Origin of the sequence: Actinoallomurus sp. CA-150999, assembly GCF_050942425.1 — a bacterium.
GTDB lineage: Bacteria > Actinomycetota > Actinomycetes > Streptosporangiales > Streptosporangiaceae > Actinoallomurus.
In genome coordinates this window covers 11,770,631-11,797,622 of sequence record NZ_CP192063.1, presented here as the reverse complement: position 1 = coordinate 11,797,622, position 26,992 = coordinate 11,770,631, and the positions used below count along the sequence as shown (strand labels likewise).

Genomic DNA, 26,992 nt, shown 5'->3' with positions numbered 1-26,992 from the left:
TTTGTGACCACTACGACGGAGCGGATCGGCGTCGGCGCGGAGTTGCGGCGCTGGCGCCGGGCTCGACGGCTGAGCCAGCTCGAGCTCGCCATCCTCACCGGCACGACCCAGCGACACCTGAGCTTCATCGAGAGCGGCCGCTCCCAGCCCGGCCGCGCGATCGTGATCCGGCTGGCGGAGGCTCTCGGCCTGTCGCTGCGGGAGCGCAACGAACTGCTCACCACGGCCGGTTATGCACCGGTCTTCAGCGAGTCGGGCCTGGACGAGGAGGCGCTGCGCCCGGTCCGGACCGCGCTGGAGCAGATCCTGTACGGCCATCTGCCCTACCCGGCGCTCGTCATCGCCCCGTACGGCCGGGTGGTGGCGGTCAACGACGCCGTCGAGGTGTTCACCGAAGGCGCGTCTCCCGCACTGCTCGAGCCCCCGGTCAACATGCTGCGGCTCATGCTCCACCCGGATGGCATGGGGCGAAGGGTGCGCAATCTGGGCGAGTGGGGCCGGCACGTCATCGAGAACCTCCGCGCCCGGGCACGCCGCAGCCCGGACCCCCGCCTCGACGACTTCGTCGATGAACTGGCCGGATACGTACCCGAAGTCCCGGTCGGCCCGGAGCACCTGGGCTTCTCCGTGCCGATGCGGCTGGCGTCGGCGGACGGCGAACTCCGGCTGATCACCACGCTGACGTCATTCGCCACCGCGACCGACATCACCCTCGCCGAACTCCGCCTAGAGGCGTTCCTGCCCGCCGACCAGGACACCGCCGAGCTCCTACGGCGCCGGGCCGACCGCCACCAGTAGCATTCCGGCGTGCGGACTCTGGTCCTCTGGGACATCGACCACACGCTGGTCAGCATCGCCGGACTCAGCGCGGAGATCTACGCGGCGGTGTTCCAGGAGATCACCGGCCGCCCTCTCGAACGCCTCGCGCACATGGCCGGGCGGACCGACCGCGCGATCATCTCCGAAACGCTGGGGTTTCACTCCCTCACGCCCACCGAGGACGTGATGACCGCCTTCGGCGACGCGCTGGCGGCCGCCTTCGCGGACCGCGCCGATGACCTCCGGAGGCGCGGCCGGATCCTGCCGGGCGTCGAAGAGGCACTGTCGGCACTGGCGGCCCGGCCCGAGGTCGTGCAGTCCGTCCTCACCGGCAACATGGATTCGATCGCGTCCGCCAAACTGACCGCGTTCGGCCTGCACCGCTTCGTCGACCTGGACATCGGCGCCTTCGGGTTCGACGGCGTGGAACGCCCGCCGCTCGTCGGGCTGGCCCGCGAACGCGCGGCCGAGAAGTACGGCGGCTCGTTCGATCCCGCGCACACCGTTCTGATCGGTGACACGCCGCACGACGTCCTGGCCGGTCACCGGGGCGGCGCCCGGGTCGTCGCCGTGGCGACCGGTGCGAGCGATGAGGCGGCGCTCAGGGCGGCCGGTGCGGAACTCGTCCTCGCCGACCTCTCCGACACCGACGACGTCGTCCGGTCGGTCCTCGGCATCAGCGCCCCCTGATCTGGCGCGCGACGGCTCAGTCGCCCGCGTCACGGGCCCTCGGAACCTCCGCTCAACGCGGCACGATCCTGAGGGTCGTCGCGCGCGCGTCGCGGGCGACCATCGGGTCGACGTAGGCCGCGCTGTAGCGGCCGTACTTGGTGCGGTACGCGGCGTCGACCCGGTCGTTGACGCCGGGGTCGGCCTCCTCGACGAAGGCGACGTCCTTGTCGACGCCGCCGGCGCGGATGTGGCCTTCGCCGTTCGCCTGCGCAGCGCGGAACCAGGAGCCGTCGCGGCCCCGGTAGGAGCGGACGTACAGGTCGTCGCCGTCACGGACGACCCAGATCGGCACCGGCGTGCGCGGCGTGCCGTCGTCTCGCAGCGGCGCGATCCGCAGCTCGTCCGCCGTCGCGATCCTGTCGAGCTCGTCGCTCGTCCACGTCGTCATCGGTCTGCCTCCTTCGTGTAGCGGCGGTGATGGCCGCAGCCGCAGGTTCGATGCAGCTGCCACCGCTGGGCGTCAGGGGTGCAGGAGAGCCTTGATGGCGCGGCGTTCGTCCATGGCGCGGTAGGCCTCGGCGACCTCCTCGAGCGGCAGGGTCAGGTCGAAGACCTTGCCGGGGTCGATCCGGCCGGCCCAGACCCGGTCGATGAGATCGGGCAGATAGCCGCGTACGGGGGCGGGTCCGCCGCGCAGCCCGACGTGGGAGAAGAACAGCTCCTCGCCGTCGATGGCCACGCCGTGCGGAACGCCGACGAAGCCGACATTCCCGCCGGGACGGGTCGAGCGCAGAGCCTGCCGCATCGCCTCGCTGGTGCCGACGCATTCGAGCACGGAGTCGGCGCCGACGCCGTCGGTCAGGTCCTTGATGCGGGCCACGCCCTCGTCGCCGCGCTCGGTGACGATGTCGGTGGCACCGAACGTGCGGGCGAGCTTCTGACGGGACTCGTGACGGCTCATCGCGATGATGCGCTCGGCGCCGAGCTCCTTGGCCGCGATCACCCCGCACAGGCCGACGGCGCCGTCACCGACGACGGCGACCGTGGAGCCCGGCTTGACCTCGGCCGCCATGGCGGCGTACCAGCCGGTGCCCATGACGTCCGAGAGGGTGAGCAGGCTGGGCACGAGCTCGTCGGCGGGCCGGTCGGGGGTGGCCACCAGGGTGCCCTGGGCCTGCGGGATCCGGACGTACTCGGCCTGGCAGGTGCTCATGAACTCACGGTTCACGCAGGAGGACTGGTAGCCGTTGCGGCAGTTGGGGCAGGTGTTGTCCGAGGTGGCGAACGAGCCGATGACGAACTGGCCCGGCTTGACCGAGGTCACCTCGCCGCCGACCTCCTGGACCACGCCGACGTACTCGTGGCCCATCGGCTGTGGCTCGGTGACCGGATCGATGCCCCGGTACGCCCACAGGTCCGACCCGCATACGCAGGTCGCGACCGTACGGATGATCGCGTCGGTGGGCTTGATGATCTTCGGGTCGTCGCGCTGTTCGAAGCGCACGTCCCCGGGAGCGTGAATGACGGCTCCGCGCATTTTGGTGTCCTTGCTCTCGGGCGGGCCGAGCCCGCTCGGTCGATGTGATCGATGGGTCAGCGGCGCGTGCTGACGCGGGGGCCCTCGTACTCGGCGTCGGTGACATGCTCGAGCCAGGAGACGTCGTCGCCCTCCCACAGCGCGAGGTGGCTCATGAACCGGTCCGGGGCGGCCCCGTGCCAGTGCTCTTCACCCGCCGGGGTGTGGACGACGTCGCCCGGGTGGGCCTCGATGAGCTCCCCACCACGGGACTGGATGAGCGCGACGCCCTCGACGATGAAGAGCGTCTGGCCGAGCCCGTGCGAGTGCCAGGCGGTACGGGCCCCGGGCGTGAACCTGACCAGGTTCGCCCGAGCCCGAGAGGGCTCATCGCCCCGGTAGATCGCGTTGAACCAGACGTCACCGGTGAACCACTCGGCCGGCCCTTTGGCGGTCGGCGGCTGCTTAAGCAGTTCCATCGCGTTCTCCTTGATCTCGCGCTGAGGTGAGGTGTCGCCGCTTCGGCGCGCACGGCGGAAGCGGATATGTGCGGCTCAGGCCCGCCGCCTGCCGCAGCGGCGCGTAGCCGGGTCGCTCCAGGTCGGCGACCGGCGGCAAGGCGTGGCTTCGCTCGCACTACCCATGTAACAACCGGTGCTCAGGGCAAAGAAGGCTCTGCCGTTACATGTAATGACAGGACACCCCAAAGCGCCCGTGGCGTACGTAGCCTGGGGCGGTGGACCGAAGGAACGACGTTCGGGAGTTCCTGGCCTCCCGGCGCGCCAGGATCACTCCGCAGCAGGCGGGACTGCCCGCGTACGGCGGCAAGCGGCGCGTTCCCGGGCTCCGGCGGGAGGAGGTCGCCATGCTCGCCGGGGTCAGCGTCGACTACTACAACCGCCTCGAACGGGGGAACCTCAGCGGGGTCTCCGAGAGCGTCCTCGAGGCGATCGTGCGCGCGCTGCGGCTCGACGAGGCCGAGCGCGAGCATCTCTTCGACCTGGCCCGCGCGGCGAACTCCACGCCGCGGCGCCGCCGTTCCCCGCAGCAGCGGATCCGCCCCGGCGTCCAGCACCTCCTCGACTCGATGACCGACGCACCGGCGTTCGTGCGCAACGGGCGCCTGGACGTCCTCGCCGCCAACCGGCTCGGCCGCGCCCTGTACTCACCGGCCTTCGACGACCCGGCGCGGCCCGTCAACCTCGCCCGGTTCCGGTTCCTCAACCCCCGCGCGGCCGACTTCTACCCCGACTGGGAGGACTCGGCCAACACCACCGTGGCCCTGCTGCGCACCGAGGCCGGCCGCGACCCGTACGACCGGGCCCTGCAGGACCTCATCGGCGAGCTGGCCACCCGCAGCGAGGACTTCCGCACCCTGTGGGCCGCGCACGACGTCCGCCTGCACCACACCGGCGTCAAGAACTTCCACCACCCCGTCGTCGGCGACCTCACCCTTCCCTTCGAGGCGATGCCGCTGCCGGCCGACCCCGGCCTGACCCTCACCGCGTTCAGCGCCGAACCCGGCTCTCCGGCCCAGGACGCGCTCAACCTCCTCGCGAGCTGGGCGGCGAGCGTGGAGACGGAGGAGGTCGGATCCGCCGAAGGCCCCGGCGCGTAGGGCCGGCCGTTCCGATGGGGTCCACGGCCGCCGGGCAGGCGGTCGTCGGAAGGCTCCCCGCTGCGGGCGGGTCGCCCGATCCATTACCAGGGGACTTTGCCAATCGTTTACTCTTGTGCTGTGACCTGTCCCAAGTGCCACAGCCCGATGCAGACGTTCAACCGACAAGGCATCCACATCGAGCAGTGCGCCGGCTGCGGCGGCATCTTCCTCGACCGTGGTGAGCTCGAGCAGATCATGACGGCGGAGCAACGGCACTATGCCGCGCCGCCTCCCTACCCCGGCGGTTACTCCGACTCCCCGCCTCCGTACCAGGGGCATCGCGACTCTCCGCCCCCGTACCAGAGGCACCGTGATTCGCCGCCTCCGTACCACCCGGGCCACGCCCCCCAACATGGGCACTACAAGGATTCACCCCCGCCGTACGGCCGCAAAGGTCGTAAACGGAGCTTCCTCGAGGAGCTCTTCGACTGAGCGTCCGGTGAATCCGCTCATCTGCGCACGCTGCGAGGCCCGCGCGGACTCACCCCAGGTCGTCGCCGAGCCGCCGGCCGTCATCTGCGCCGAGTGCGGTCACCGGCAGCCGTTCGTCCGGCTTCCCCTGTGGTCCCTCACCGGCCCCAGCGGCTGCGGCAAGTCGACCGTGGCCCGGCTTCTCGTCGAGCGGCTGGGCGGGCGTTTCGTCGTTCTGGAACAGGACGTGCTCTGGCAGGCGGGCCTCCACGACCCCGTACGCTTCCGGTCGGCGTGGCTGGCGATGGCCGCGATGATCCAGCAGAACGGCCGGCCGGTGCTGCTGTGCGGCACCGTCGTGCCGCCCGAGTTCGAGCCGCTGCCCGAGCGGGCGCTGTTCACGGAGATCAGATACCTCGCGCTGACCTGCGACCCGGACGTCCTCGCCGCCCGGCTCCGGACGCGCCCGGCGTGGCGGGAATGGTCCGAGCCGCGGATCGCCGAGATGCTGGAGTACAACGACTGGGTCCGCGCCGAGGCCGCCTCGATGACACCGCCGGTGCGGCTCCTGGACACGACGAGCGCCACCGCCCCGGCCACCGCCGATCAGGTCTGCGCCTGGGTGCTCGAGGACGAGAAGTACGCTGCCGCACATGCCTGAAGCCCTCACTTTGGCCGATCTCCTCGACGACGCGGCGATATTCTCCCTCGAACACCAACTGCACCTGGGGGACGTCCTCGGCGAGCACAGCTGGCACGCCGACCTGCAGGCTCCGCTGTTCGAATTCACCGGGAGCCGGCCCCTCACCTGCACCGGCCTCCACCTGCTCGGCAGCGCCGCTCCCGGCCCACAGTCGTGGATGTGGGGCTGGGCGAACCCGTCCGGATTCCCGGAGCCGGTGACGGCGCTGTCCGCGACGCTGCGCGATTTCGGGCAGCAGCACGGCATCGCGGAGCTCTCGTCCCCCGAGGTCCCGTTCGACGCGCTGCCCGGCTCACCTACCGAACCGGCCGTGGTCGTCGGCATCCTCACCGACGCCGCCAAGGCCGTGAGCGCCAACTGGACCTCCTACAACGGCCCGGTCGGCGGCGGTACCCGCGCCGCGTTCCTCATCGAGCACCCGGACTTCCAGCTGCCACCGCCCGAGCCCGCCCGCGTCATGCGCCTCATCCAGCAGGCGCTTTCCGGCCTTTGGATCACCGACCACCGGCGCGCGCTGCACGCCTACGCGGTACGGCGGGGGCTCGGCGCGGCGTTCAGCCCGGACTACGCCAAGCTCACCCTCACCGGGCCCGGTTTCGAAGCGGCCATCGACTTCGACCAGCACGGCCGCGTCGCGAACATCAATGCCTCACTGTCGGCACCCGGCGCGTAGCGGCCGCCCGCTCTCGCTCCGTCGCGACGTGTTCGTACGGCCCGATCCGGCGTTCTCCATAGGTCCTGAGCTTCAACTCGCAGCCTGGATAGATGGGCCTTCGGACTCTGTCTCAGGCCGTCGCCGGTCGGGCAAGATCAACTCCTTGTACGCAGCTTCCCCGCCAAGGAGGTACAACTCATGAAACGAGCGAAGCTGGCGCCTGTCGCCATCGCCGCGGGTTTCGCAGCGATGACACTGGCCGCTCCGGCCGCCGACGCCGCCACCGCGGCGACCGGTTCCGTCAGCGTGCAGTCGGTGAAGCTCACGGCGCAGAAGCCGAGTCGCCTCGTGAAGAAGAAGGTCGTCTGGCTGCACGCCAGCGCCTTCTACGAGCTCAGTAAGGCCAAGACCTCGATCACCCGGGTCTGCGTGCAGGTGAGCAATTACAAGTCCACCAGGAACTGCGGCTCGGTCCCCCACCCTGTCTCGGGCGGCATCGGGTCGAAGGACCTGAAGTGTGGCAAGAAGGGCACCTGGCACGGGGTGAAGTCGGTGGCGTGGTTCGAGAACAAGAACCACGAGCAGATCGGTGACAAGCGCCAGTCGGGGCTGTACATGATCAAGTGCTGACGGCTTCATCTGACATCGGCGATCGAGACGCGCGACTCTCCACAGAGGCGCTTTGGTCCTCGACCTGAATGAGAGCTGTTAACGCATCGGGCCGGCACCCCATTGGGTGCCGGCCCGATGCGTTGTCCGGGAGGCTCAGCGGAGTTCGTTGATGCGGATCATGTTGCCCGCGGGATCGCGGAAGGCGCAGTCGCGCGTCCCGTACGGCTGCTCCGTCGGCTCCTGGGCGACCTCGGCGCCGCCCGCCCGTACCTTCTCGAACGTGCCGTCGAGGTCGGCGGTGGCCAGGACGAGGCGGGCGTAGGTGCCCTTGGCCATCATCTCGGCGATGATCCGGCGCTCGTCCTCGGTGATGCCGGGGTCGGCGGCCGGCGGGTGCAGGACGATGGACGTTCCGGGCTGGCCGGGAGGGCCGACCGTGAGCCAGCGCATCTTGCCGCTTCCGACGTCCTGGCGGACCTCGAAGCCGAGAGCGTCGCGATAGAAGGCCAGGGAGGCGTCCGGGTCGTCGTGCGGGAGAAAGGTCCAGTGAATGGTGATGTCCATGGCCGTAACGCTAGGCGCGGCCCGCTGACCGGCGCTTCTCGATTCCTGACCGGTCTGGCGACCTGTTTCAGTGACACGCGACGGGATCCCGTTGTCCCCCGTGCGAGCTACCCGCGAGTGTCCACTGCGCGGTGACGATTCCAAGCCGTCGAATCCATAGCGTTCTCGACATCGCCGCGGCGCTCCGGCCGCGGAATCTCGCAGCGGAATCGCGCAGAGGAATCGCGCAGAGGAATCGCGCAAGGGAGTCGTCATGCGCTTGTTGAAGCAACTCTTGCCCGTAGTGGCGGTCGCTTTCGTCGGCGGCCAGGTCGTGACCGCGGTGCGGGGGAACGCACTTTTGAGCCTGGTCGTCGGCGTCGCGACGGCCGTGCTCGCGGTGTTCGTGTACGCCTGGACGGTGCGGTGGTCCGAGCGCCGCGCACCGGTGGAGGTGGCGGCCAAAGGCGCCACCACCCGCATCGGCCTGGGGGTGCTGATCGGCGTCGGATGGTTCGGCGCCGTCATCGTGAACATCGCCTTCCTGGGCGACTACCGGGTCGACGGCTTCGGGTCGGTGACGGGCGCGGTCGGGCTGTTCGGCTTCATGGCCGCTGCCGCCGTGACCGAGGAGCTGATGTTCCGCGGCGTCCTGTTCCGGATCATGGAGGAACGCGTCGGCACGTGGATGGCACTGGTGCTGACCAGCGTGCTCTTCGGCGGGTGGCACCTGCTCAACCCGGACGCCACCCTGTGGGGCGCGATCGCCATCGCGATCGAGGCCGGCGGCACGCTCGCCGCCGCGTACGCCGCCACCCGCTCCCTGTGGGTGCCGATCGGCCTGCACTTCGGCTGGAACTTCGCCGAGGCCGGCATCTTCGGCACCGAAGTGTCCGGCAATGGCAAGACCGAGGGGCTGCTGCACGGCGTGACTTCGGGCCCGGCCCTGCTCACCGGCGGCCGGTTCGGACCGGAGGCAAGCCCGTACACGGTCGTGATCGGCGTGCTGATGACGGTCGTGTTCCTGTGGGTGGCCCACCGGCGCGGCAACCTGGTCCCTCGCCGGCGCAGCGCCCGCGCCGCCGCGGCCGCTACCCTCGCCCAGTGATCGATCTCCGGTGGGTCACGGACCTGTGGCGGCGGTGTGACGTCATGGTCCGGGATCTTCCGCTCGCGCTGGTGCTGACCGTCGGATCGCTCCTGCCGGCCTTCCACGGCTTCGGGACGCAGCTCGGCGACCTGCCGACCCGCCCCTTCGACGCGCTGGCCGTCGTGGCGGTCGCCCTGGAGTGCCTCCCACTCGCCGTGCGCCGACGGTGGCCGGCCGTTTGTGCCGTCCTGGTGGTGGTCGGCTTCGCCCTCGATCAGCTCCGCGGCTACCACGAGGTAGCGGGCACCGCACTGCCCATCGCGCTGATGAGCACGGGCGCCCACCTGGAACGTCACCGGCGCGTCACCGCGGTCCTCTTCTCAGCGGCGTACGTTCCGCTGGCGATCGCGCTTCATCGGCTCGGCGGGGCCGAGCGGCTGTCCGGATTCGTGGTGTTCTACCTGGCGCTGGTCCTCGCCTGGGGGATCGGATGTTGGCTGCGCTCCACCCGGGCCGCCGAGGCCGAACGCCGCCGCCACGTCGCCGAGGCCACCCGCACCGCCGAGCGCACCCGAATCGCCCGCGAACTCCACGACGTCGTGACCCACCACGTGACCGCGATGGTCGTGCAGGCGGAGGCGGCACGTTACCTGACCGCCGCCCCCGAACGCCTCGATCAGACCCTGACCGCCGTCACCGACACCGGCCGGCAGGCCATCACCGACCTGCGGCACCTGCTCGACCTGCTCAAACCCGACCACGACACCGACGCCAGGACACCGTCCGTCGGCGAATTCGACACGCTCGTGGAGCAGACCCGCCGGGCCGGACAACCGGTGGAGTTCACCAAGGAGGGCAGGCCGGCGCACTCGGCCCGCAGCGCCGAGTTCGTGGCCTACCGGGTCGTGCAGGAAGCCCTGACGAACGCCCTCAAGTACGCCCACGGCAGCCGCACCGTGGTCGGCGTGCGCTACGACGAAAGAGAGATCACCGTGCAGGTCAGCACCGACGGTTCCGGCTCACCGACCGGCTCCCTCGGAGGGAGCGGCCGGGGCCTGGCCGGGCTCCGCGAACGCGTTGCGGCCCTGGACGGCGAGTTCAGCGCGGACGCACGGCCGGACGGCGGCTTCCTCGTGCGGGCACGCATCCCCGCGCAGAACCCGTCGTGAACGCGCCGATCCGGGTCCTGGTCTGCGACGACCAGGCGCTGATCCGCACCGGGTTCGCCACGATCATCGACGCGCAACCCGATCTCGAGGTGGTGGGCGAGTGCGGAGACGGCCGCGCCGCGGTCGACCTCGCCGGCCGACTGAACCCGGACCTGGTCGTGATGGACGTACGGATGCCGGTCCTCGACGGCATCGAGGCGACCCGCCTGCTCGCCGGCGCCGGGGTGGAACATCCCACCAAGGTGCTCGTGGTGACGACGTTCAACCTGGACGAGTACGTCTACGAGGCGCTCCGCGCGGGAGCGAGCGGATTCCTGCTCAAAGACGCCCCACCCGCACAACTGCTGCACGGCATCCGCACCGTCGCGACCGGCGCCGCGCTGCTGGCACCCGAGGTGACCCGACAGCTCGTCGGCAGGTACGCGGCCCGGATCCGCCCCGCGGAGAGCACGCCGGACGAGGATGCGCTGACCCCGCGCGAACTGGAGGTACTACGCCTCATCGCCGACGGCCTGTCCAACCGCGAGATCGCCGCGACGTTGGTGATCAGTCAGGAGACCGTCAAGACGTACGTGTCCCGCATCCTCACCAAGCTCGACCTGCGCGACCGCGTGCAGGCGGTGGTCTACGCCTACCGCAACGGCCTGGTGACCTGAGTCCGCCAGGTGCGCCGACCTAGGTTATTTCGTGGGGCAGAGCACTGCTTCGGCGGCTTTGTTGAGAGCGGCCGGGTCGAAGGTCATGTTGGAAACGCTCAGCGTGGCCGACACGGCGAACTGCAGGCGGCCGTCGGGCGTGGCGAAGGTGACGGCGGCGAATCCCGGCCCACTTCCCGCCTGCAGCTCCAGCGCGGGCTCACCGCCGCATACGCGAGGGGGCGGCGTCGCCCCACTCGCCTGTGGCTTGGGCGCCGGCGGCACGATCTCCTGTTGAAGCGCGGGCGGCAGGAGTCTGCCCTGACTGAACGCACGCCGGAAGACGCTGATGTCATGCGCGGTGGAGACGATCCCTCCGGCCGCGCCGCCGAAGCTCGCATTCTGCCGATCCGCGTCGCGTGGCCTACCCTCGGCATCGGGGAAGTAGCCATGCCCGTGCGGCCCCTTGATGCCCTGCGGAGGCTTGAAGGTCAGATACGTGCTCTTCATCCTGAGCGGTGCGAATATCCGCCGGGTGAACTCATCCGACAGGGTACGGCCGGTGAGTCGCTCGATGATCATTCCGATGAGCACGTAGTTGGTGTTGGAGTAGGAGAACTTCTCTCCCGGTTCCCCGGTCCGGGGCAGGCTCCGGGAGGCCTTCACCAGATCGACCGGACGGTAGTAGGTGGTGAAGTCGAAGTCGTCGAACCGTCCGCTGTCGAAGAAATCCGGGATGCCGGAGGTGTGCCGGATCAACTCCCGCACGGTGATGTCATCGGCCCGCTCCACCAGACCCTGCGCAGCCACCTCCGGCAGGACCTTGCTGAGCTTGTCGTCCAGGCTGAGCCGGCCCTCCTGGACCAGTTGCAGCAGCACCGTGGCGGTGATCTGCTTCGTCTGCGACCCGATGCGGTAGCGGGAACCGGCGGGGATCCTGCCGCGCTTACCTCCGAGCAGACGGGAGCCGGCCGACCCCTTGCCGACGCGCTTGCCGTCGACGTACACCTCGCCGATCGCGCCCACCACTCCGGCGGACTTGGCGAGGGCTTCCATCGCCTTCCGCACATTCCCGACCTGAGGCCGGCTGCGGCCGGCCCGCTCAGCGGTGGCGGCGGTCGCGGGCGCGGCGATGCTCAGCGTCAGCATCGCGCAGGCCAAACCAGCGACCCGGGCCGTCGTCGCACGATTCACAACGATGATCCTTTGCTTGGGAGTCACGTCGTGAACCGTTCTAGGCAACAGGCGGTCACACCCCGGTCCGCGAACCTGTGACCGCGCTGTGACCTCATCACGAGTGATAGACCCGCCAAAGACGCCGGGTTGCGATGCTCAGCCCAGGCCGGCCGTGACGAGGCGACTGAGACCAGAGATCACGAAGGGCCAGTGTCCGTCGGACACCGGCCCTGGCGCTATGCCTGGCGACAGCCACTGGTTTGAGGCGGCGGAAGCAACGTTCGACGACGTTGCGGCACTGGTGGACGACATGAGGATTGTTCGTATGCCGCCGTGCGGCGATGTCGCCGCTCGCAAGTTCACATGGCCAACCGAGACCAGAAAGCGCGTCGGGCCGGTACCTCAGGGGTACCGGCCCGGTGTTCTGCCTGCTCAGGCTGGCGGAGGAAGCGAGACTCGAACTCGCGAGGCGTTGCCACCAACACGCTTTCCAAGTCTGCGGATGTACGTACAGCCGAGATCGGGAGCGTCCACGGCCAGGGCCGGAGCAGTCCAGCGGGTGCCTGCAGACGCTCGTGAACGAGGGCGAATGAGGCGAGAAATGAGACTACGTCGATCCGGTCTGAGATACCGGAAGCATCGTGGCTGCTCGGTTCCGGGCCTTCAGGCGACTAACGACGGAACCGCTCAAGCACCGCTAGCGGCTGGCCCTTCAGGAGAAGGGAGACCGCCAGACACAGCAGGGCAATCCTCCAGATCAGAGGCCAGGAAGTGTCCAGTACCTGGCAGCAGTGTCGGATGATCTTCAAGAGGAGCCCGGTGAAGGCATCTACGTTGCGCTCCATACGGCGCATCCGTCCGGTGAAAGGCTCTGAGGGCTTGGGCAGTTCGCTCATGCGGCGACCGCCTGCGTGCAGCACGAAAGCATGATGAAACTCCTCCGGGTGAAGGCATGTCCGCACTGGGGCGGAAGCCTGGTGGGCCGTGGTTTCAGGCGAAACCATAGCCGACCAGGGCGTGCTTGTCGCCCAAGCGTTCGAACATGGCAACCCGTCAGACTGGCGTCGAGGTAACCTCAGGTCTCGTGTATGCCAGGCAGGAGCTCAATGACGGCCTTTCGTAGTACCGCTGAGGCACTGCTGTTGCTATCCGAGCGACCGGTCAGCGAGGCGATCGCTGAACATCTCCGGACGGTGAACGATCTGCTGGCCTCGAGGTCAGAGCGTCGGTCGTGGGATCGCAGCTTGCCCACCTTGGCATGGGATCTTGTCGATGCGGGGCTCGGCCAGATCGAGATGCTGATCGAGTATCAGCTTCCTCTAACCAGCAAACGGGCCGACGTCGTACTTGCCGGACTTGATCGACGGACTGGTGCCGACACCTACGTAGTGCTGGAGCTCAAGCAGTGGAGCCGTGCCGAGATATGGGAGGACGACCCTCGTCGAAGCCTCGTGGGCGGTGGCGCGTCTGACCAGCCCGTTCTGCACCCGATGCTTCAGGCCAAGAGCTACCGCGACTACATCGTCGACTTCATCCCTGCCCTGGCAGATCGGCCGGACGCGGTACACGCCGTGACGTACCTGTACGACGTGGCCCCGGATGATGTAGCCGATCTCCACGATGCCGCAGAAGATAGCCGTGCGCGCTTGTTCACCGCAGCCACTCGGGGTGCGTTTCTGGAATACCTTCGTCGTCGGTTCGCCGCTCAGCCAGGACGACAGGCGGGCGACCGGCTGCTGCAAAGCAAGGTGCGGCCATCCAAGCAGCTCCTAAAACTCGCTGGAGAGGAGATCAGGAATCGAGAGCAGTTCACCCTGCTCGACGAGCAGCGTCTGGCTTACGAGCTCGTATTGCACGCAGTTCAAAAAGCAAGGTTGGGGGATCAGAAGACCATTGTTGTTGTCACCGGTGGGCCTGGCAGCGGGAAAAGTACAATCGGACTATCGCTGCTTGGAAACCTATCCCGGCAAGGCCTCTCCGTTGCGCATGCCACGGGGTCTAGAGCATTTACGCAGACGATGCGCCGCTATGTGGCCAGAGGCTCGTCCCAGACAAAGAATCTCTTCAAGTATTTCAATAGCTTCATCGACGCCCCAAAGAACGGCTTGGATGTCCTCATTTGCGATGAGGCGCACCGGATTCGGGCTGTGTCATCCAACCGCTTTACTCCAGCTTCGCTGCGCACTGACCGACCGCAAGTCGAGGAGTTGATTGACGCGGCACGTGTGCCGGTCTTCCTTCTTGACGAATATCAGGTTGTACACCCTGGAGAGATGGGTTCCCTGGCGCAGATTCGCGGCCACGCTGAAGCTAAGGGGCTGAAAGTCATCGAAGTCGTACTTAACGAGCAATTCAGATGCGGCGGCAGCCGCAAATACGAGGAATGGGTGCTGAGGCTGCTCGGCCTGGCTGAAGGTGGACCGCTGCTGTGGACAGGCGATGATCGATTTAAAATCATCCTGGCTGATTCGCCAAATGAAATGGAAGCGGTACTGCGTGGCAATCTAGAGCGCGGATATTCGGCCCGGATTACCGCTGGCTACTGTTGGCCGTGGAGTGACCCGCGTGACCACCGTACCCTAGTCCCGGACGTGGCGATTGGCGACTGGGCCAGGCCCTGGAGTGTTAAGGGCGAACGGGCTGTCGGAACCGCGCCGCCCAGTGCGTTGTGGTCAACGATGGACGGTGGCTTCGAACAGGTCGGGTCCGTCTATACCGCTCAGGGCTTCGAGTACGACTGGAACGGCGTGATTATCGGCCCAGATCTTGTATATCGTGAAGGGCGTCTGGTTACTGTACGCGGAGAAAATCATGACCCTGCACTCCGGCGACGTACGGTAACGGACGAGGCGGCCGATCGACTGGTCCGCAATATATATAAGGTGCTGTTCACTCGGGGCATGGTTGGCACGATAATCTATTCGACCGATCGTGAAACCCAGCAATTCCTTCGGACAGCGGCACAGACTGACGTACCGATCGGGTGATCAGATCTTCGTTGCGGAAGTAGTGACCGTGTCGCGACCTGCAGAAACAGGATCACGGGAAGGTTGGCTCATACACCACCCGCGTGGACGTCCCGGTGCCCATCGGCGTTCACGCCGGTCGCGACCAGCACGTAGACGTTGACGGTCCGGCCGCCCTCGCGGACCTTCTGGGTCAGGGCGTCCATCCACACGAACGTGTAAGGACCGGCGTCCAAAGCCCGGTTGCGGAACGCGGTGACCTGAACGTCCAAGACCTTGCTCATCTCACTGACCTGGCTCTTGGAGATGCCCTTGATGCCAAGCTGGTCGACGAGTTTGTCGACGCGGCGGGTCGAGACGCCCAGCAGATACGAGGTGGCCACCACCGAGATCAGGGCCTGTTCGGCCCGACGACGGCGTTCCAGCAGGCACTCGGGGAAGTGTGACCCCGAGCGCAGCTTCGGGATCGCGAGTTCGATCGCGCCCGCGCGGGTGTCCCAGTCCCGCTCCCGGTAGCCGTTACGCCGGTTGACGCGCCCGTCGCTGCGCTGGCCGTAGCCGGCCTCGCAGATCGTATCCGCCTCGACGCTCATCAGCGCCTCGGCCATGGTCTTGACCATCTTCCGCAGCAGATCCGGCTCACACGCCCCGATCTGCTCGGCGAACCACCCGGCAGGGTCCACACTGTTGTCCACGGCCATCGCGCTGGTCTCCCTTGACTTCGCATCTCGAAGGATCACGCGATGGCCGTCTCAGTTCACGACGCTATGCCTCTGATCAGCGGAAACTCATACACCACGTCCGTGCACGCAACCGCGACCCGTGGCGCCTCGTTGATCGAAGACCCCCCTCGCTTGATGTCGATCATTGCGGCGATCGTCGTGCGTAGGTTGGCCTTGGTGGGCTCCTTCTGCAGCTAACGAGCCAGCACCTGACTTTCAACCGGTCATCGCCGCTGTCGGCGAAGTGAGGCGCCTGCTGACAGCCAAAGGGCTGGCCGACATGGCTCTGAGCTGGACGAACGTGTCTGGGGTTGCTGTATCTCCTGCACGTACAGGTGCGCGTGCACCTGTACGTGTTACTGGGCTGCCTGTTGATACCTGACTACCTGCTGGCGAAAAAGATCATTTGTCGTCAATCGGCCAATGCCGCTGCTAGCGAGCCGCCTGCTGGCAGCCGGTGGGCCGATCGGTACGGCTCTGAGCTGGGCAAACGTGTCAGAGGGGCATGTGTCCCTTGTGGGGGGATTTACTGTTGTACCCGGCTTGGCATCGTTGGCTGGTTGCCTAGTTGGGTGGCGAGGGTAAAATTCCTCTGAGCTGCGCAAATGCATGCGATGGGAAGGGTCTGTGGCGTGCATTTGGGTCGATCGATGGCGGCGTGGTGGCTTGCCACCTGTCGCGTCCAACAGGCATTGTGTGTGTACACCGGTTTAGCGTCGTCGCTGACGGCAGCTTGATTGGGACAAAGGTGCCCTCCGCTATGTCACTGGTAGGCGTCACAGCGGAGGGCAGGTTGAAACCGTTGCGTCCGCTAGATCGTTGGCGCGATCTAGCGGCCGTGGCGCGCGATCAGAAGATGGTGCGCCATCGGCCACACGGCGAGGGCCAAGAGGATGATCGCAGCGACCAGATTCATGACCGCCGCTCTCATGTCCATACGCGCCCGTCGCATGGCCGAGTGGTTCCAGCCCCTCTTGCCAAGTCCCCGACGGGAGTCGGGCTTCCGACGCCAGAGAGGCATGCGACCTCCTCGGTTGTGATCACCTTTCGGTGATTCCTACGGTCGAGAAGAGACCCCACGCCACTCTCACTGTAGAGAGGCAATCCGACCCTATCGGGCGCCGTGTACGTCCGGCGAGTATCAGCGCCGGGCGTGTCCCTCCGCCTCCACCGCCGCCGTGGCCTGAAGACAGTCCGTAAAATGCCTCGTCGCACCGGCCTCTGAGTGAGCGCAAATGAGACTAGAGACATGCCGGGCCGGTACCCCAGGGGTACCGGCCCGGCATCGTGCCTGATCAGCTGGCGGAGGATGCGAGATTCGAACTCGCGAGGCGTTGCCACCAACACGCTTTCCAAGCGTGCGCCCTAGGCCACTAGGCGAATCCTCCGCCGAAGAGCCTACCGGTTCTCCGGCAGTGTGCGAACCTCGATAACCGCGCTCGGCGGGATCGGGCCGTAGATGTGGGGGAAGACGTCGTCTCCGACGGGCTCGTGCCGGACGTCCAGACCCTCCGGGTCGACGACCAGAAGTACCAGATCGTCGAGGTCGGCGTAGAAGGCGCGTCGGACCTTGCGTACCTGTTCCTCGTCCCGGGAGGCGTGGATGAAGCCCTCCTCGGCCAGCGTACGGCCGCGGGTCGACACCTCGTACGGGCGGCCGGCGTCGCGTGCGGCCTCCCACTCTGACCGCTCGGCGATGTGGAAGATAGGTGTCCGCGTGTCCTCGAGATCCCCTGCCATGAAGCAGAGCGTACGGGCCGAACCCGTCCGCCGGATGCCATAGACTCGGGGCAGACCCCTCGCACGGCGTCCATCCTGTGAACCTCCCCAGGGCCGGAAGGCAGCAAGGATAAGCAGGCTCTGACGGGTGTGCGGGGGGTCCTCTTTTTCGACGAGGACGGACCCCCATGAGTCTGGCTCTGTACCGCAAGTACCGGCCAGCGACGTTCGCCGAGCTCAAGGGGCAGGAGCACGTCGCCGAGCCGCTTCAGCAGGCGTTGCGCAATGGGCGCATCAACCACGCCTACCTGTTCAGTGGGCCGCGTGGTTGCGGCAAGACGTCGAGTGCGCGCATCCTCGCCCGCTCGCTGAACTGCGAGAAGGGTCCGACTCCGGATCCGTGCGGCGTGTGCGAGTCCTGTGTGGCGCTCGGGCCCTCTGGCGCGGGCCACATCGACGTCATCGAGATCGACGCGGCGTCCCACGGTGGTGTCGACGACGCCCGTGATCTGCGGGAGCGCGCGTTCTTCGCGCCGGTGGCTGCGCGCTACAAGATCTACATCATCGACGAGGCGCACATGGTGACCCGTGAGGGGTTCAACGCGCTGCTGAAACTCGTCGAGGAGCCTCCGCCGCACCTGAAGTTCATCTTCGCGACGACCGAGCCCGAGAAGGTCATCGGGACGATCCGGTCGCGGACCCACCATTACCCGTTCCGGCTGATCCCGCCGGGCACCCTCCGTGAGTTGCTGGAGGAGATCCTCCAGAAGGAGGCCGTGCCGTACGAGCCCGCCGCGATCCCGCTGGTCGTGCGGGCCGGCGCGGGGTCGGCGCGTGACTCCGAGTCGATCCTCGACCAGCTCCTGGCGGGCTCGGGTGAAGAGGGCATCACGTACGCCCGCGCGGTGTCGCTGCTCGGCTACACCGACTCGGCCCTGCTGGACGAGGTCGTGGACGCGGTGGCGTCTCATGACGGGGCGGCGGTGTTCGCCGCGATCGACCGTGTGATGGAAGGCGGGCAGGACCCGCGGCGGTTCGCCGCCGACCTGCTGGAACGCTTCCGTGACCTCGTCATCCTGTCGAACGTCCCCGACTCCGGCGCGACGGGCCTGCTGAACGTTCCGCCGGACGAGTTGGAGCGGATGCAGGCGCAGGCGTCGCGGCTGGGTTCCGCCGAGCTGACGCGCGCCGCCGATCTGCTGCACACCGGCCTCACGGAGATGCGCGGGGCGACGTCGCCGCGGCTGCTGCTCGAGCTGATCAGCGCCCGGATCCTGCTGCCCGGCGCGTACGACGACGAGGCGTCGCTGCTCACCCGCCTCGAGCGGCTCGAGCGCCGCGTCGCGGTCGGCGGCGCGGCCCCGGCCGCCGCGCCGATGCCGCACACCCCCCAGACCCCGGCGGCATCCGCGCCGCAGCCTTCGCCCGTGGCCTCGTCTCAGCCGCCCCCTGCCCAAGGGCGGCCGCAGTCGGAGTCTCCGCAGGCACGGGTCGCGGCTCCGCCCGAGGCCGATCGGCCGCAGCCCTCCGCCGCGCATGGGTCGCAGGCCACAGGTCAGACCCGGACGTCCCAGGGGGACCGGCGGCCCCCCGGCGGTGACGGGCCCGCCGGCGTCCAGGGCGGGAGTGCGGACTGGCCGGTTCCCGCTCGGCCCTCCAGTGGCGGGCAGTCGTCCGGCCGGCCATCCGAGGCCGGCCCGGCGTCCTCCCACGGTCAGCCGTCAGCATCGACATCGGCGCCCGGCCAGTCCTCCGGCTCTGCGTCTTCGTACGGCCAGTCCGCCTCCGAGCCGTCGGCGGCCCCCAGTGCCCCGGCCGGTGGGGTGGACGTCGCCGCGATCCGGCGGATGTGGCCCGACATTCTCGAGGCGGTCAAGCAGCGGAGCAAGGTCGCCTGGATCGTCCTCATGGAGGGCGTCGAGGTCGCGTCGCTGCAGGGGGAGGTGCTGACCCTCGCGTTCGCCAACGAGGGCAAGCGGCGCGGTTTCACGACCGGGGGCAAGGACGCCGTCCTCCGTGACGCGCTGAAGGAGATCCTCGGCGTCGAGTGGCGCATCGACGCGGTTCTCGAGGGCGGTTCGGGGCAGGCCTCGCGGCCGGCACCGCCGCCACCGGATCCCGGTGGGTGGGGTGCCCCGGCGACCCCGCCGCGCGAGACCCGTACGACGCCGCCGCCTGAGTCGGCGCCGGTTCCGCCGCCCAGCGCGCCTCCGCCACCGCCACCCGAGCCTGTGGACGAGGCGGACGAGGTCGACCCCGAAGGCGACGCCGACGCGGACAGCGAGGCCGTGCTCACCGGGATGGCCCTGATCGAGCAGGTGCTCGGCGGAAAGGTCATCCAGGAGTTCGACAACACCTGACGATCGGCAAAAGGATCGGTAACGACGCGGTCATGCCGCCCCGCCTCGATCGGTCCCGCGCCTTTCGTACGGGCCTCGTCGGGCGGGCGGGAGGCGTTTCGGCACGGCCGTACCGGTTGCGCAGAGCCACATACCGGATTCGGGGCGGACCCCGTAGTCTCGTCTCATTGGACGATCTGAATGAGGAGAGCACCGTGGAACCCGGTGGCCAGCCGAATATCCAGCACATGTTGCAGCAGGCGCAGCGTATGCAGGAGCAGTTCATGAGCCTGCAGCGCGAACTCGCGCAGGCGGAGGTCGAGGGCACCGCCGGTGGCGGCCTTGTCTCCGCGACGGTCAACGGGCAGAACGAAGTGACCAAGATCGTCATTGATCCGGCCGCGATCGACCCCGCGGACCCGTCGGACACCGCCGAGACGGTCGCCGATCTGGTCCTCGCGGCGATCCACAACGCCGTGGAAGAGGCGCAGAAGTTGGCGCAGGAGAAGATGGGACCATTGACCGAGGGCCTGGGCGGCCTGGGCGGTGGATTGGGTCTGCCCGGTATGTGAGCTCGGGCGGCCGGGTGCCGTCCTCGCGGCGGCACCCGCCTCGCCACGCTCGCCGGACGCGCTTCGATCAGGGAGGTCTCGAAGGACGTCCGGGGATGTGACTCATGGTCGCCGAGCGTCGCATGAGGATCGTCCGCCCACTGCCCAGGTCAGAAGAGCCTCCCGGACGACATCACCGAAGACGGCGCTCCCGGTGAGCGCGTCGACGAGGAGAAGGGAGGGGCCGTGTACGAAGGGGTTGTCCAGAACCTCATCGACGAGTTGGGCAGGCTGCCCGGCGTCGGACCGAAGAGCGCACAGCGGATCGCCTTCCACCTGCTCGCCGCGGATCCCGCCGACGTCACGCGGCTGACCGAGGCGCTGCGGGAGGTCAAGGACAAGGTCAGGTTCTGCAGCGTCTGCGGAAACGTCGCCGAGGCCGAACAGTGCCGGATCTGCCGTGACGCCCGCCGCGACACCCACGTGATCTGCGTGGTGGAGGAGCCGAAGGACGTCGTCGCGGTCGAGAAGACGCGGGAGTTCCGAGGCCGCTATCACGTGCTCGGCGGGGCGATCAGCCCGATCGAGGGCGTCGGCCCCGACGATCTGCGCATCCGGGAGCTCATGCAGCGCCTCGCCGACGGTGAGGTCACCGAGCTGATCCTTGCCACCGACCCCAATCTCGAAGGGGAGGCGACCGCCACCTATCTTGCCCGGCTCGTGAAACCGATGGGACTCACCGTCACCCGGCTGGCCAGCGGACTGCCGGTGGGAGGCGACCTGGAATACGCCGACGAGGTCACGCTCGGTCGCGCGTTCGAAGGACGGAGGCTGCTCGATGTCTGAGGACAGCAAGTCTGAGCTCAGCTGGATGACGCTCGCCGACCGTGTGGCGAAGCACGCCGGAAACTACCTGACGGGGCTGACCGCCGTGGCGCGTGGCGAGGCCGGTGGCCACGCGGTGCCGTTGCTGCTGCTCGAGGTGTCGCAGATCGCGCTCGCCGGGGCCCAGCTCGGGGCCAGCACCGACGTGATCCTGCCGGACAACTGGGAGCCGGACGTCGGGGAGGACCCGGATCTCGATTCCACCCGTCAGGGGCTTGCCGAGCGCCTGACCGACGTCGATGAGTACACCGAGGTCTTCGATCCGTACAAGGATCCCGAGACCACCGCATATCGCCTTTCGGACGATCTCGTGGACGTGGCGAGCGACCTGGTGCACGGGCTGCGTCACTATGACGCCGACCGCAAGCTCGAGGCGCTGTGGTGGTGGCAGTACAGCTACTTCAACCACTGGGGCAACCACTGTGGTGCGGCGCTTCGGGCGCTGTACGCCGTGTCGGCGAGCGCGCGGCTCGACGTCATGGAGGAGCCCGTCGCGGGGTAGATCCGTCGTGGATCCCTTTCCGTCGCAAGGTTTCCGGAGCGTTACACGACTTTCGGGAAATCTCGCATATCGGGACAAATCTGGCCGGGTATTGGGCTGACCTCGGTAGACTCGGGTCTCGACTGCCTGATCCCCATCCGAGGAGTGCTCACGCGTGGCTCTTGTCGTGCAGAAGTACGGTGGCTCCTCCGTCGCCGACGCTGAAAGCATCAAGCGCGTCGCCCAGCGGATCGTTTCCACGAAGCGGGACGGCCACGACGTCGTTGTCGTGGTGTCCGCCATGGGTGATACGACGGACGAGCTCATCGATCTCGCCAACAAAGTCAGCCCCCTTCCGCCCGCACGTGAGCTGGACATGCTGCTCACGTCCGGCGAGCGCATCTCCATGGCACTCCTGGCCATGGCCATCGCCAACCTCGGGCACGAGGCGCGGTCGTTCACCGGATCCCAGGCCGGTGTGATCACGGACGGTACGCACGGCAGGGCGCGGATCATCGACGTCACGCCCGGCCGCATCCGGGACGCGATCGACGAGGGGTCCATCGCGATCGTCGCCGGCTTCCAGGGCGTCTCCCAGGATTCCAAGGACATCACCACGCTCGGCCGGGGCGGGTCCGACACGACGGCGGTGGCGCTGGCCGCGGCGCTCGGCGCGGACGTCTGCGAGATCTACACCGACGTCGACGGCATCTTCACGGCCGACCCGCGGATCGTGCCCGCGGCGCGCCGCATCCCCGACATCTCCTACGAGGAGATGATGGAGATGGCTGCGTGCGGCGCGAAGATCCTGCACCTGCGCTGCGTGGAGTACGCCCGGCGGTATGGCATGCCGATCCACGTCCGGTCGTCGTTCAGCCACAAGACCGGCACGTGGGTCAAGAACAGCATCGAGGGAAGCCAGATGGAACAAGCGATCATCTCCGGCGTCGCACACGACCGGAGCGAGGCGAAGATCACGGTCGTCGGGGTTCCCGACAAGGTCGGCGAAGCGGCGACGATCTTCTCCACGCTGGCCGACGCCGAGATCAACATCGACATGATCGTGCAGAACGTCTCGGCCGCGGCGACCAACCGCACGGACATCTCCTTCACCCTGCCGCGCACGGACGGGCAGACGGCGATCAAGGCCCTCAACAAGATCAAGGAGCGCATCGGCTTCGACTCGCTCCGCTACGACGACCAGATCGGCAAGGTCTCGCTGATCGGCGCGGGCATGCGGTCCCACCCCGGCGTGACCGCCAAGTTCTTCGGCTCGATCGCCGACGCGGGCGTCAACATCGAGATGATCTCCACCTCGGAGATCCGGATCTCGGTGGTCGTCGACCAGGACGACGTGGACGCCGCCGTCACCGCCGCCCACCGCGCGTTCGACCTGGACGCCGACCAGGTGGAGGCCGTTATCTACGGGGGTACCGGCCGATGAGCAGGAAGCCCACTCTCGCGCTCGTCGGCGCCACCGGCGCGGTCGGCACCGTCATGCGCGACATCGTGTCCTCCCGCGAGGACGTCTACGGCGAGATCCGTCTCGTCGCCTCCGCCCGGTCCGCCGGCAAGCGGCTCCCCGTACGCGGCGAGGAGCTCGTCGTCCAGGAGCTGACCCCGGAGGTCTTCGACGGCGTCGACATCGCGATGTTCGACGTGCCCGACGAGGTGTCGAAGGTCTGGGTGCCGATCGCCGCCGAGCGCGGCGCGGTGGTCGTCGACAAGTCCGGCGCGTTCCGGATGGATCCGGACGTTCCGCTCGTCGTCCCGGAGGTCAACGCCGAGGCCGTACGGAACCGGCCCCGGAACATCATCTGCTGTCCGAACTGCACGACCCTGTCGATGATGGCCGCGATGGGCGCGCTGCACGAGGAGTACGGCCTGGAGTCCCTCGTCGTCGCCTCGTACCAGGCGGTGTCCGGCGCGGGCGTGGCCGGCACGGAGCGCATGTACGCCGAGATCGAGGCCGTCGCCGGCGACCGTACGCTCGGCCAGACCGCCGGCGACGTGCGCAAGGCGATCCAGAACCGCCTCGGCGAGACCGAGTCGCCGTTCCCGGCCCCGATGGCGCTCAACGTCGTGCCCTGGGCGGGCTCGCTCAAGGAGGACGGCTGGGCCTCGGAGGAGCTCAAGCTCCGCAACGAGTCCCGGAAGATCCTCGGCATCCCCGACCTGAAGGTCTCCGCGACCTGCGTACGGGTGCCCGTGATCACGACCCACTCGCTGGCCGTCCACGCGACGTTCGAGCGGCCGGTCACGGTGGAGGGCGCGCGCGCGATCCTGGACGCCGCCCCGACCGTCGTGGTCATGGACGACCCGGCGAACGGCGTCTTCCCGACGCCCGCCGACGTGGTCGGCACGGACCCGACGTACGTCGGCCGGATCCGCCAGGCGATCGACTTCCCGAACACGCTGGAGCTGTTCGTCTGCGGCGACAACCTGCGCAAGGGCGCCGCGCTGAACGCCGCGGAGATCGCCGAGGTGGTCGCCGCCGAGTTCACCGCCTGATCTTTCAGGGCCGTCCCGGCGGTGCGACGCACCGCCGGGACGCGCCGACGCAGCCGGCCGCCAGGGCGTCGGACATAATCCGTGCATGGATCATGTTGCGGTGCGGGAGTTCGTGGACGGCTGGGTGGCGGCGTGGAACGCCCATGACTTGGACGCGTTGCTGGCCCACTTCGCGGAGGACGTGACGTTCCGTTCGCCGGTCGCGGCTCAGCTTGTCGGTGGTGATGGGACCATCCAGGGCAAGGCGGCGCTGCGCGCCTACTGGACGGAGGGGCTGCGGCGCATTCCCGACCTGCGGTTTGAGGTCCTCCACACCTACGTTGGCGTCGATTGCCTCGTCATCAACTACCGCAATCAGAAGGGCGGCCTGGTCAACGAGGTGCTGATCTTCGACGGCCCGCTGGTGGTCGAGGGATACGGGACCTATCTCGGCGATGACGCGAACCCAGCCGGTGCGACGGCGGACTGAACGCGCCTGGGGTCATGTCGTCAGCCGCCAAGTGCCGTCGCCGACCTCACCTTGGGCAGGGCTGAGGCGCTGGTCGTCTCGTTCCCTGAATCTTGCGTTGAGCGGCGCGGCAGGAGGTGTCCTACGTGTCCAATGCCATGTCATCGGGAGTGGATTCTCACCGGCGATCGGAGTCCTGGATCGGATTGCGAAGATCAGCCGAGCGTGAACGTCCTGGCGCGGATACGGCGCCGGCTGGGAGGGTGTGCCTCATGGAGGACTTGCGGGACGCCGAGCGCCGACTCCAGGCCGCGCAGCTCGCTGGGGATGTCGAGGCGCTGGATGGGCTGTTGGATGATCGACTGATCTTCACCTTCGGTGCGAACGTTCAGACCAAGACGGACGACCTGGAACTGCACCGCACTCGGACGCAGGTGGTGACGAGGGTGGCCGAGGAGGAGTTGACCGTGCTCGCCGACGGGCGCACCGGGGTGACGTGGTTCCTCGGCACCGTCGAAGGGACCGTCTCCGGGGCGCCGTTCGCGGCCAGGATGCGCTACACCCGTACTTGGCTATACGACGAGACGCACGGTTGGCGAATCATCGCCGCGCACGCCAGCACGACCGATTGACACACAGATCGGCGGCCCGCATGGTCCCCGCGGCCACTCGTTGATCTTGCTCTGAGAATGGAAGGTTTCTGAGAATCAGGCGCCACGCTCGCAGGGACCCAGTTCGAAGAGATCCGGGGCGGTCTGCCGAGACCAAGGCACCTCGATCACGCCCGCCCTCGCCCGCAAGCACGCGCCGGCCGTACCACCCTGGTCCACCTCTTACCGGAGCGAGCAAGCCAGCTGGATCCGTGGGCGACACTGTCGCCCACGGATCCACCCAGGTCACGGCGTCCGCAGAGTGTGGGCCGGTCGTCGGCGGCCCGTGACAACGTGGTCTCAGTTGGTGGTCTCGTAGGTCAGCTTCACGACCTTTGAAAAGGTCTTCACGGCTGCGAGCTTCAGTTTGGCGGGTTGAACGGCTTGGGAGTACTGCTTGCCGCGTCCGAGCAGGAGGGGGTAGATGGTGAGGTCTATGACATCTATCAGCCGTTCCCGCAGTAGGGTTTCCCCGAACTGGCCGTGGCCGAGGATGAGCAGGTTCCCGCCGTCTTGCTGTTTGAGCCGGGTCACTTCGGTGACGACGTCGCCTCGAACGATGGTGGGATTGCCCCAGTCGGCCGTGTCCAGTGTGGAGCTGAACACGTATTTCGGGATTGTGTTGAGCCGGTCGGCCCACATCGGCTTGTGGGTTCCGCCGCCGCCGTAGAGTTCGGCGAATGCCTCGTAGGTGTTGCGGCCGAACAGGATTGCGTCGCACGCGGTCAGCAGGCCCAAGCCGTCACGCAGGTATGCCTCATCTTGGTATTCGCCGACCCGCATCATGCCCACGGGGTCTTCGTAGACCCCGTCGGTCGAGACCAGGACGTACTCGATTATCTTCCGCATAGCGCTTGCCTCCGTAGTCGATTTTCCGGTGTTCCGGTTGGGTGAATTACGGGGGCATCCGGTAGGTGAACACGAACTTGGCCATCGTCGGCTCCTTCGATCTCGTCTGAACGTTTCGGTGCACCGTGCAGTGCGCCGTCATCCGTTCAGATCCCACCGCCACGCAGAAGTGGGCGGCGCTCATCCGGGGAGGGTGCGGGGGAGGCCGAATCGGGCCAGGATGCTGTTGTCGAACCGGGTCAGAGCGGTGATGCGGTCGGCGGCGAGGGTGAGGACCATCAGGCCCGTGGCGTGCCAGGCGGAGGTGCGGGCGTCCAGGAGATAGACGCCGAAGGCCGGCTGGCCGTTGGCTCGCGTCGCGACCAGACGATAACGAGGGGCTTGGGCGAAAACGGCGGCCTGGAAACGGGTAACCGCCTCGCGGCCGAGGTATTCGACCGGCAGCGGCGGCATCGTCAAGCGAACGTCGTCGGCGAGCAATGCGACGACGCCGTCGACGTCGCATCTTTCGAAGGCCCGGGTGAACCGCTCAACGAGCAGCCGCTCGGCGGGTGAGTCGGGTGAGGGCGGTTGCTGCGCGTCTCGGGGTGCCCGCTGTTGCATGGCGGCGCGGGCGCGTTTGAGGGCGCTGGTGACCGATCCCTCCGTGGTGTCGAGGAATTCGGCGACATCGGCGGCACGGTAGCCGAGCACGTCGCGCAGGATCAGCACGGCCCGCTGACGTGGCGGTAGAAGCTGGACGGCGGTCACGAAAGCAAGCGATATCGCCTGTGTGGACTCGTAGCGCGCTTCGGGGCCGGGAGCGGGGTCACTGAGGCCCTCGAGCAGGACGTCGGGGTACGGCTCGAGCCACACCACCTCGCCGTGCGCGGATGGCTCGGGCAGCTCGAACCTGGCCGAGCTTTCACCGGAACTCGCCATTCGAGGCCTCCTGCCCGCCGACCGCAATATCTTGAGACAGCGGTTCGTCGCGACGCGGTAGAGCCAAGTCCGGACCGAGGACCGCGCCTCGAACGCGCCCAGTCCCTTCCAAGCGTCCAGCAACGTCTCCTGCAGGGCGTCCTCGGCGTCGTGAATCGAACCGAGGAACCGGTAACAGTGCGACATCAGTTCTCGACGGAAGGGCTCGACGAGCTCGCGGAACGTGTCGGCGTCACCGGCCCGGCACCTGGCGATCAACTCCGCTGTCACCGCATCGTCCTCGTATCGA

General features: G+C 67.9%; 27 protein-coding genes, 1 tRNA gene, 1 other RNA gene and 1 pseudogene. 20 read left to right on the top strand and 10 right to left on the bottom strand.

Translation table 11 applies throughout. The annotated features are described in order from the left end of the window. Positions 1–3 precede the first annotated feature (3 nt). Positions 4–798: a helix-turn-helix domain-containing protein gene (locus tag ACQP2O_RS54650; protein WP_433178648.1), complete on the top strand. Its 795-nt coding sequence runs from the start codon at positions 4–6 to the stop codon at positions 796–798. A gap of 9 nt (positions 799–807) precedes the next feature. Beyond that, complete coding sequence (locus ACQP2O_RS54645; RefSeq protein WP_433178646.1) at positions 808–1,509, top strand: HAD family hydrolase; 702 nt, start codon at positions 808–810, stop codon at positions 1,507–1,509. Positions 1,510–1,561: 52 nt separating this feature from the next. Here ACQP2O_RS54645 and ACQP2O_RS54640 read toward each other — a convergent pair whose 3' ends face one another. The 3 genes from ACQP2O_RS54640 to ACQP2O_RS54630 all read right to left on the bottom strand — a co-directional run bounded on the left by ACQP2O_RS54640 (position 1,562) and on the right by ACQP2O_RS54630 (position 3,486). Further along, positions 1,562–1,939, bottom strand: coding sequence for a DUF2255 family protein (locus tag ACQP2O_RS54640; RefSeq protein WP_433178644.1), 378 nt, complete (start codon positions 1,937–1,939; stop codon positions 1,562–1,564). A 72-nt stretch (positions 1,940–2,011) separates the two neighbouring features. Then, positions 2,012–3,028 carry a zinc-dependent alcohol dehydrogenase family protein gene (locus tag ACQP2O_RS54635; RefSeq protein WP_433178642.1) on the bottom strand — a complete coding sequence of 339 codons (1,017 nt, stop codon included), beginning with the start codon at positions 3,026–3,028 and terminating at the stop codon, positions 2,012–2,014. Positions 3,029–3,084: 56 nt separating this feature from the next. Further along, complete coding sequence (locus tag ACQP2O_RS54630) at positions 3,085–3,486, bottom strand: (R)-mandelonitrile lyase (protein WP_360882335.1); 402 nt, start codon at positions 3,484–3,486, stop codon at positions 3,085–3,087. Positions 3,487–3,743: 257 nt separating this feature from the next. On the opposite strand from ACQP2O_RS54630, the gene ACQP2O_RS54625 reads away from it, so the two are divergent. The 5 genes from ACQP2O_RS54625 (at position 3,744) to ACQP2O_RS54605 (ending at position 7,066) form a co-directional block, all read left to right on the top strand. Further along, the gene (locus ACQP2O_RS54625) at positions 3,744–4,625 is read left to right on the top strand and encodes a helix-turn-helix transcriptional regulator (RefSeq protein ID WP_433178640.1); all 882 of its coding nucleotides are present in this window, start codon (positions 3,744–3,746) and stop codon (positions 4,623–4,625) included. Positions 4,626–4,745: 120 nt separating this feature from the next. Then, positions 4,746–5,099, top strand: a complete 354-nt coding sequence (locus ACQP2O_RS54620; RefSeq protein ID WP_433178638.1) for a zf-TFIIB domain-containing protein — start codon at positions 4,746–4,748, stop codon at positions 5,097–5,099. A 7-nt stretch (positions 5,100–5,106) separates the two neighbouring features. Beyond that, positions 5,107–5,739: an AAA family ATPase gene (locus tag ACQP2O_RS54615; RefSeq protein WP_433178636.1), complete on the top strand. Its 633-nt coding sequence runs from the start codon at positions 5,107–5,109 to the stop codon at positions 5,737–5,739. Then, complete coding sequence (locus ACQP2O_RS54610) at positions 5,732–6,454, top strand: DUF6882 domain-containing protein (protein ID WP_433178634.1); 723 nt, start codon at positions 5,732–5,734, stop codon at positions 6,452–6,454. Before ACQP2O_RS54615 ends, ACQP2O_RS54610 begins: the two co-directional genes overlap by 8 nt. 180 nt (positions 6,455–6,634) lie before the next feature. Further along, positions 6,635–7,066, top strand: coding sequence for a hypothetical protein (locus ACQP2O_RS54605; RefSeq protein WP_433178632.1), 432 nt, complete (start codon positions 6,635–6,637; stop codon positions 7,064–7,066). 135 nt (positions 7,067–7,201) lie between these two features. Here ACQP2O_RS54605 and ACQP2O_RS54600 read toward each other — a convergent pair whose 3' ends face one another. Beyond that, a complete protein-coding gene (locus ACQP2O_RS54600) occupies positions 7,202–7,612 on the bottom strand; it encodes a VOC family protein (RefSeq protein WP_433178630.1) in 411 nt (136 codons plus the stop codon). A 253-nt stretch (positions 7,613–7,865) separates the two neighbouring features. Here ACQP2O_RS54600 and ACQP2O_RS54595 point away from each other — a divergent pair, with 253 nt between their 5' ends. From ACQP2O_RS54595 to ACQP2O_RS54585, 3 genes are read left to right on the top strand one after another with little or no spacing between them, the layout of a single operon-like run. After that, entirely contained in the window at positions 7,866–8,699 is an 834-nt protein-coding gene (locus ACQP2O_RS54595) for a lysostaphin resistance A-like protein (RefSeq protein WP_433178628.1), read from the top strand. Beyond that, complete coding sequence (locus ACQP2O_RS54590; protein ID WP_433178626.1) at positions 8,696–9,850, top strand: histidine kinase; 1,155 nt, start codon at positions 8,696–8,698, stop codon at positions 9,848–9,850. Before ACQP2O_RS54595 ends, ACQP2O_RS54590 begins: the two co-directional genes overlap by 4 nt. After that, positions 9,847–10,506 carry a response regulator gene (locus tag ACQP2O_RS54585; RefSeq protein WP_433178624.1) on the top strand — a complete coding sequence of 220 codons (660 nt, stop codon included), beginning with the start codon at positions 9,847–9,849 and terminating at the stop codon, positions 10,504–10,506. Before ACQP2O_RS54590 ends, ACQP2O_RS54585 begins: the two co-directional genes overlap by 4 nt. Before the next feature lie 24 nt (positions 10,507–10,530). Here the strand turns inward: ACQP2O_RS54585 and ACQP2O_RS54580 are convergent, their stop codons facing one another. Further along, entirely contained in the window at positions 10,531–11,679 is a 1,149-nt protein-coding gene (locus ACQP2O_RS54580; protein WP_433178622.1) for a serine hydrolase domain-containing protein, read from the bottom strand. A 1,088-nt stretch (positions 11,680–12,767) separates the two neighbouring features. Between ACQP2O_RS54580 and ACQP2O_RS54575 the strand changes: the two genes are divergently transcribed. After that, positions 12,768–14,648 carry a DNA/RNA helicase domain-containing protein gene (locus tag ACQP2O_RS54575; protein WP_433178621.1) on the top strand — a complete coding sequence of 627 codons (1,881 nt, stop codon included), beginning with the start codon at positions 12,768–12,770 and terminating at the stop codon, positions 14,646–14,648. A gap of 86 nt (positions 14,649–14,734) precedes the next feature. Here ACQP2O_RS54575 and ACQP2O_RS54570 read toward each other — a convergent pair. From ACQP2O_RS54570 to ACQP2O_RS54560, 3 genes and pseudogenes are all read right to left on the bottom strand, one after another. Next, positions 14,735–15,328, bottom strand: a pseudogene (locus ACQP2O_RS54570) (transposase); the annotation flags it as partial. 1,321 nt (positions 15,329–16,649) lie between these two features. After that, positions 16,650–16,737: transfer RNA gene (locus tag ACQP2O_RS54565), tRNA-Ser, on the bottom strand. A 10-nt stretch (positions 16,738–16,747) separates the two neighbouring features. Next, a complete protein-coding gene (locus ACQP2O_RS54560; RefSeq protein WP_433178619.1) occupies positions 16,748–17,089 on the bottom strand; it encodes a DUF952 domain-containing protein in 342 nt (113 codons plus the stop codon). A 50-nt stretch (positions 17,090–17,139) separates the two neighbouring features. Here ACQP2O_RS54560 and ffs point away from each other — a divergent pair. The 9 genes from ffs to ACQP2O_RS54515 all read left to right on the top strand — a co-directional run bounded on the left by ffs (position 17,140) and on the right by ACQP2O_RS54515 (position 24,915). Continuing rightward, positions 17,140–17,236: signal recognition particle sRNA small type (gene ffs, locus ACQP2O_RS54555), an RNA gene on the top strand. Between the two features lie 20 nt (positions 17,237–17,256). Then, positions 17,257–19,428 (top strand): DNA polymerase III subunit gamma and tau, encoded by a 2,172-nt coding sequence (locus ACQP2O_RS54550; RefSeq protein ID WP_433178617.1) that lies wholly within the window; start codon positions 17,257–17,259, stop codon positions 19,426–19,428. A gap of 167 nt (positions 19,429–19,595) precedes the next feature. Next, positions 19,596–19,979, top strand: coding sequence for a YbaB/EbfC family nucleoid-associated protein (locus ACQP2O_RS54545; protein ID WP_433178615.1), 384 nt, complete (start codon positions 19,596–19,598; stop codon positions 19,977–19,979). Between the two features lie 225 nt (positions 19,980–20,204). Beyond that, positions 20,205–20,804: a recombination mediator RecR gene (gene recR / locus ACQP2O_RS54540; RefSeq protein WP_433178614.1), complete on the top strand. Its 600-nt coding sequence runs from the start codon at positions 20,205–20,207 to the stop codon at positions 20,802–20,804. Next, the gene (locus tag ACQP2O_RS54535) at positions 20,797–21,345 is read left to right on the top strand and encodes a DUF5063 domain-containing protein (protein WP_433178612.1); all 549 of its coding nucleotides are present in this window, start codon (positions 20,797–20,799) and stop codon (positions 21,343–21,345) included. Before recR ends, ACQP2O_RS54535 begins: the two co-directional genes overlap by 8 nt. A gap of 154 nt (positions 21,346–21,499) precedes the next feature. Further along, positions 21,500–22,768 carry an aspartate kinase gene (locus ACQP2O_RS54530; protein WP_433178610.1) on the top strand — a complete coding sequence of 423 codons (1,269 nt, stop codon included), beginning with the start codon at positions 21,500–21,502 and terminating at the stop codon, positions 22,766–22,768. After that, entirely contained in the window at positions 22,765–23,835 is a 1,071-nt protein-coding gene (locus ACQP2O_RS54525) for an aspartate-semialdehyde dehydrogenase (protein WP_433178608.1), read from the top strand. Before ACQP2O_RS54530 ends, ACQP2O_RS54525 begins: the two co-directional genes overlap by 4 nt. A gap of 85 nt (positions 23,836–23,920) precedes the next feature. Then, a complete protein-coding gene (locus tag ACQP2O_RS54520) occupies positions 23,921–24,304 on the top strand; it encodes a nuclear transport factor 2 family protein (RefSeq protein ID WP_433178606.1) in 384 nt (127 codons plus the stop codon). A gap of 251 nt (positions 24,305–24,555) precedes the next feature. Next, positions 24,556–24,915, top strand: coding sequence for a nuclear transport factor 2 family protein (locus ACQP2O_RS54515; protein ID WP_433178604.1), 360 nt, complete (start codon positions 24,556–24,558; stop codon positions 24,913–24,915). Positions 24,916–25,233: 318 nt separating this feature from the next. Here the strand turns inward: ACQP2O_RS54515 and ACQP2O_RS54510 are convergent, their stop codons facing one another. Together ACQP2O_RS54510 and ACQP2O_RS54505 are read right to left on the bottom strand one after the other, a co-directional pair. Then, positions 25,234–25,782: a dihydrofolate reductase family protein gene (locus ACQP2O_RS54510; protein ID WP_433178602.1), complete on the bottom strand. Its 549-nt coding sequence runs from the start codon at positions 25,780–25,782 to the stop codon at positions 25,234–25,236. Between the two features lie 180 nt (positions 25,783–25,962). Further along, a complete protein-coding gene (locus ACQP2O_RS54505) occupies positions 25,963–26,973 on the bottom strand; it encodes a sigma-70 family RNA polymerase sigma factor (protein WP_433178601.1) in 1,011 nt (336 codons plus the stop codon). Positions 26,974–26,992 lie beyond the last annotated feature (19 nt).